General features: G+C 31.5%; 6 protein-coding genes and 2 pseudogenes. 4 read left to right on the plus strand and 4 right to left on the minus strand.

Translation table 11 applies throughout. The features are described from left to right. Positions 1 to 305 (minus strand): recombinase family protein (locus tag ACFQZ1_RS00065; protein WP_377880067.1); only part of this gene is annotated, 305 nt, incomplete at its 3' end. A gap of 295 nt (positions 306 to 600) precedes the next feature. Here ACFQZ1_RS00065 and ACFQZ1_RS00070 point away from each other — a divergent pair. The 3 genes and pseudogenes from ACFQZ1_RS00070 to ACFQZ1_RS00080 all read left to right on the plus strand — a co-directional run. Continuing rightward, on the plus strand, positions 601 to 942 hold the full coding sequence (locus tag ACFQZ1_RS00070) for a PadR family transcriptional regulator (protein WP_377880068.1): 342 nt from the start codon (positions 601 to 603) through the stop codon (positions 940 to 942). Further along, complete coding sequence (locus ACFQZ1_RS00075; protein WP_377880069.1) at positions 932 to 1,771, plus strand: DUF1129 domain-containing protein; 840 nt, start codon at positions 932 to 934, stop codon at positions 1,769 to 1,771. Before ACFQZ1_RS00070 ends, ACFQZ1_RS00075 begins: the two co-directional genes overlap by 11 nt. Before the next feature lie 109 nt (positions 1,772 to 1,880). Beyond that, positions 1,881 to 2,109, plus strand: a pseudogene (locus tag ACFQZ1_RS00080) (ABC transporter permease); the annotation flags it as partial. A 276-nt stretch (positions 2,110 to 2,385) separates the two neighbouring features. On the opposite strand, the gene ACFQZ1_RS00085 reads toward ACFQZ1_RS00080, so the two are convergent. The 3 genes from ACFQZ1_RS00085 to ACFQZ1_RS00095 form a co-directional block, all read right to left on the minus strand. Next, the gene (locus ACFQZ1_RS00085; protein ID WP_377880070.1) at positions 2,386 to 2,583 is read right to left on the minus strand and encodes a PspC domain-containing protein; all 198 of its coding nucleotides are present in this window, start codon (positions 2,581 to 2,583) and stop codon (positions 2,386 to 2,388) included. A gap of 485 nt (positions 2,584 to 3,068) precedes the next feature. Then, on the minus strand, positions 3,069 to 3,830 hold the full coding sequence (locus tag ACFQZ1_RS00090; RefSeq protein ID WP_377880071.1) for an NADH dehydrogenase subunit: 762 nt from the start codon (positions 3,828 to 3,830) through the stop codon (positions 3,069 to 3,071). 1 nt (position 3,831) lies between these two features. Next, the gene (locus ACFQZ1_RS00095) at positions 3,832 to 4,161 is read right to left on the minus strand and encodes a PadR family transcriptional regulator (protein WP_078177303.1); all 330 of its coding nucleotides are present in this window, start codon (positions 4,159 to 4,161) and stop codon (positions 3,832 to 3,834) included. Positions 4,162 to 4,641: 480 nt separating this feature from the next. Between ACFQZ1_RS00095 and ACFQZ1_RS00100 the strand changes: the two are divergent. Next, positions 4,642 to 5,102, plus strand: a pseudogene (locus ACFQZ1_RS00100) (erythromycin esterase family protein); the annotation flags it as partial.

Consider the following 5,102-nt stretch of genomic DNA (forward strand, 5'->3'; position numbering starts at 1 on the left):
ACGTTAATGTATGGTTCCTTTATAAATTGTAAATTTACTTTATGTTTTTCGTAATATCTAAATTCTTCTAATGTATCATTCATATTTCTTCCAAGTCTTGTCAATGAGTCAAACACAATCGTGTCTCCTGTACGAGCAAAACGTTTTAGCATTTGATAATTCTCTCGCTCCATATTTTTTCCAGATTCTTTATCAATGAAAATATCCCGATCCTCTATTCCTAAATCCTTCATATTCTGAATTTGTCGTTCTTCATTCTGATCTTTACTTGAAACTCGTACATATCCCAATTTTTTATGTTTCATATACTTCACCTCATTGGTAATTATACCAATAATATCTGTAAAGGTATACGAAATAAAAGGATATCTGTAAAGTGAAAAAAGAACATTTACAGACGTGGTTTTTTATAGTTTTCTACCTATCTGTAAAAGTATACTTTTACGGATATTTTGCGAGGACTTACATACAACGACTAATATGTTTTACAAACTAGTTATTGTATGATACAGTATATTTAACTAGTGTGCTTTACAAACTAGTTGTTGTATAGTACAGTTCATTTAACTAATATGTTTTACAAACTAGTGAGGTGAGTAAATGAAGGAGACGCAATTATTAAAAGGTGTACTTGAGGGTTGTGTGCTATCTATTATTAAACAACAACAAGTATACGGTTATGAACTTGTACAAATAATGCGTAATTATGGGTTTACAACAATAGTAGGTGGAACGATTTATCCTCTACTACAAAAGTTAGAAAAACAAGGATTAATTAAAAGTAAGGAGCTTGCTTCACCTGATGGGCCGAATAGGAAATACCTCTTTATTACACATGAAGGAGAAGAACAACTAGAGGGTTTTGAAGAACAATGGAGTTCAATGATTGTAAAAGTGAATCGAATTTTGCAAAAAGTGGAGAGTGAATCGGATGAAAAATAATACCGCTAAACAATTAGTGGAGCAAAATAACAAGCTTAGAGAACAGCTATCCCCAGAAAATAAAATATATTATGAAGATATTTTACTGTATATGCGTACATTCGGTTTTTTCTATGAAGAATTAGAAACAGAACAACATTTAATGGTGATATTACAAGATATTTTAGAAGCACAAAAGCATGGTGAATCGGCAGAAGAGTACTTAGGTAAAAATCCGAAAGAGGTTGTCGATCAACTGACAAAGCAATTTGATAAACCTTCATGGAAATCGATTTTTAAAATTAGTGGTTTAATTTTTTTAATTAGTATGTTTTACGATATTATAGGTAGTTTTACAGCTCCATCATTACAAATAAATGGATTTGTTATATTGTTGAATGGAATATTCTCCGTTGCATTCGTTTATGGTGCTTTTAAATTGTTACACCTGAGTATTTATATGAAAACACAATTACCAAGGTTAATTAAATTTTTCGTAGTATGGATAATAGCAATGATTCCGTTTGGGGTATTTATCCTCATTCGACTTTTTACACCAAAACAAGGAATTTTAAAAATTGGTACCCCATTTGATTGGATTGCCATTCTTGTTATGTTAATCGTGGCTATCGTTTATGTTTTATTCAAGAAGAAACGTGAATTCTTTGGGGGTCTTACTTACGTTGTCACTTTAGGAATATTCGGTTTATTGTTAAGGATACCACAAACGAAAGAATTAGTTCAGGGTGGTAAAAACCAAACTTTTGTCATTCTTTGCATTATGTTGCCTATTGCGCTCTCTGTACTAGTCAACTGGTTACTACTTCGAAAAATAGAAAATGAAAATTAATTATGAATAAAATAAAAATTGAACATTTACAATAAAAATGTATCATTTTAACAACCTTTAAATGAATGACAATACTTCAAATTAATTCTTTAGAATTTTATTATAATCATTAATTGAAGCAGTTATGTTAACACTTCTTGATGGATTGATAGGAATTGGACTGGGTTATGGTGGTACATATATTGTTTCCACGTTTGCAAAGTGGCCACCACTCGTTTCTTGGGGAGTTGTCGCTGGAAGCGTATTGTTCTCTATGACGTTAGGTATTATTTTCGGATTAATTCCAGCGAACAAAAGTGCTTCAATTAGATCCAATTGAAGCACTTTGTTATGAGTGAGTAAAGAGCCTTTTCGTTTTGAAAGGCTCTTTAGTGTTAGGTGAACAAAATGTAGTAATAATTTAGATGAAATTTCATGTTATAAGGGGTCACCATATCACACAACGATTGAAGAACTTAGAAATGCTTAAATTCGACTTGCAAGATGGTAAGCAAGATGATTTTTGCATATAAAAACAGTTTCATTATGTGAAAACGAAACTGTTTTTAGGAGTGCCTTTATCTGCTTGTTCCATTAAAGCTCCCGTTTGTTGAATTAGCTTTGAGTTCATACATTTATCCCTTAATTTCTTTATCTGTAGGCAAAACGATTGCAGCTATTATATAAATTAACAATGTTATTCCGCTAGTAAAAAAGGCTGACAATGCAATTACTATTCGAAGGATACTAACATCAATTCTATACTTATCGCTTAAGCCACCTAATACACCTGATATTTGTTTATCTTGAGTGGACTTATATAATTTTTTCATCTAAACACCCCAAACGAATTGAATATTTGTACTCTTAAAAATTAGTTCAACCTTTGGAAGGGATTTAACATTTATTCAACTAACCCGCCCTTTAATTGAATAACGCCTTTCATCTAAATTTTAACATGAAATTCCATAATTCTTCTATTTTTTATTTGAAAACCACAATATTTTAGAAAACAGGCTTTCGTTAAATTTTGATAGGTACCCATATGGGTATAATGAATTGAGAAAACGAAAGAGGGGCACGGCAACGATTCCTTCTTTTTGGGGCCACTCATGATTGTAATTTAGTCGAAATATCACTTAAACACACATGTTACAACAAATAATAGGAATACATTTTGAAAGAAGGTTAACCAAAATGTATTCCTTTATGCTAATACTTATCGAAACATAGATATATATAATAGGCGTTTAAATGAATACAATCCAAATTAGGATTTTGTACATCGCCCAAGCCCCATCTTGTTTAATAGCTTGCTTCATGATTTTTTCTTTTTTTTGTAGAAATAATATATCCCTAAACAAATACCTATGACAACACAACCGATAATCGTTACTGTAATATACAGTGGGTCTTTATTTATCTCACTTGGGATTACCCTTTCTAAGATTGGGCCTATAAACATCCAAAATGCTGCAAAAATCGTGATCCACGATTTTGTATACAACGCAAACATAATAAAAATCAGAATGCAAACAGCCGCAATACTATAATTTTGCAGTGTAGTTGCTACAAAATAATCAGTATCAATTTGTTTATTCATCCAAAAATAGAATCCTACCCATCCTCCGATAGCAATAAAATTAGCTAACATTACAAGAAATAGTGAACTTTTTGTAGATGGATATACTTTAGGAATTCCTTTGAATAGTGTAATTGCAAATACAGAAAGAGTCAGAAATAAGGGTAATGATCCAAATAACAATATGTTTTGTGAAATTTTGAATTGTCCTCTAATAGCTGGAGCAAAGCACATATAAGCGACAATAACTAGAATTGCTGCAGGAATGAATACGAACAATCCTTCTTTATCTACAGGTAGTTCTTTCCCAATATTCTTCATATGTTGTTTTCGGCTTTTGCCAATAATATTCTCTACACTTTTCCCCTTGTTTTCAGCTTCTATTAAATGAACTTCTAGTTCTTCCACTATTCCATTTATATCTTCATCTTTTTTTCCTCGTTGCAATAAATACATTCTAAGTTCGACTAAAAATTGTTCAGACTTCGTTGATAACATGCTATTTTCCCCCTTTATTAATCACATTTTCAACAGATAGTTTTAAATCGCTCCAACGCTCTTTAAAACTATCCAATTCTTTTTCACCTAATTCTGATAACAAGTAGTATTTTCGTTTTGGACCAGCCGTAGATTCCCTTAATACACTCGTAACTAATCCTTCTTTTTGCATACGTAATAATAATGGATATATCGTTCCTTCACTAAACGAATGAAAGCCATAGCTATGCAATTTCTCCGTTAATTCGTACCCGTATATTTCCCCTTCTTGAATAATGGCTAAAATACATCCATCTAAAATACCTTTTAACATTTGCGTTGAGTCTGCCATTTCATCCCCCTTTTCATACATATTTTCTATTAACTTGTAATACAAGGTAAATGATTACAATAATAACTTGCAATGCAAGTGATATGAACATAAAAATAACACATAATAACTTGTAATGCAAGGTATGTAGATGTACCTTTAAAGTTAACACTCACAAAAACAGAATGATTTCAATAGTATCTATTTTTAACTTCTTCTTATGTTATATCTTTTAATATAAATATTGCTTGATAGGGGTCACCATACATGCCCATCAACTTAAGAAATGAATTGTTCTCCAATTTGAGTGAATGGGTAAAGCCTCGGATGATTATTTTGTCTCTTCTGATTAAAACGAATTTTATGTCTTTTATCTTGTTTTCACCATATCTACTTATTAATATAAATATAAGGAAATGAATTACATAAGCCCATATATTGGTTATAGAAAATTATTTTCATAAATGGGTGGGGAATCTAGCAAATACAGGAGGGGTATGTGTGTTATCAAAATGGAAAGTAGGAATTACAGCATCTATTCTTGCACTAACGACATTTACAACGGCAGTATCAGCTGAAGAAAAACTAACGGATCAGCCAAAATGGAAAGAATGGGTTAGGGAGCATGCAAAAAAATTAAAAGAACCAACTGCTTATACGTATAAGGATTTATCATTCTTGAAAGAAACGGTACAAAACAAACGTATCGTTCTCCTTGGTGAGTCAACACATGGTTCAACAGAAATGAACCAATCAAAGATTCGTATAATTAAGTATTTACATGAAGAAATGGATTATGATGTAATTGCATTTGAATCGGGGTTTGCGGAAGCAAATACAGGGTATCAAGACTTAGATAATTTAACAGCTGAACAAGCGATGAAGAAATCTATTTCTTCTGTATGGTCTACAGAAGACGTGGAAGAATTATTTCAATACATAAAGGAACAAAAGGAAAAAGG

It is taken from the genome of Bacillus sp. CGMCC 1.60114 (assembly GCF_042676365.1).
In the GTDB taxonomy this organism is placed as follows: domain Bacteria; phylum Bacillota; class Bacilli; order Bacillales; family Bacillaceae_G; genus Bacillus_A; species Bacillus_A rhizoplanae_A.

Coding starts and splice junctions, on each gene's coding strand:
- ACFQZ1_RS00070 (WP_377880068.1), top strand. CDS start 601: ATGAAGGAGACGCAATTATTAAAAGGTGTACTTGAGGGTTGTGTGCTA.
- ACFQZ1_RS00075 (WP_377880069.1), top strand. CDS start 932: ATGAAAAATAATACCGCTAAACAATTAGTGGAGCAAAATAACAAGCTT.
- ACFQZ1_RS00085 (WP_377880070.1), bottom strand. CDS start 2,583: ATGAAAAAATTATATAAGTCCACTCAAGATAAACAAATATCAGGTGTA.
- ACFQZ1_RS00090 (WP_377880071.1), bottom strand. CDS start 3,830: ATGTTATCAACGAAGTCTGAACAATTTTTAGTCGAACTTAGAATGTAT.
- ACFQZ1_RS00095 (WP_078177303.1), bottom strand. CDS start 4,161: ATGGCAGACTCAACGCAAATGTTAAAAGGTATTTTAGATGGATGTATT.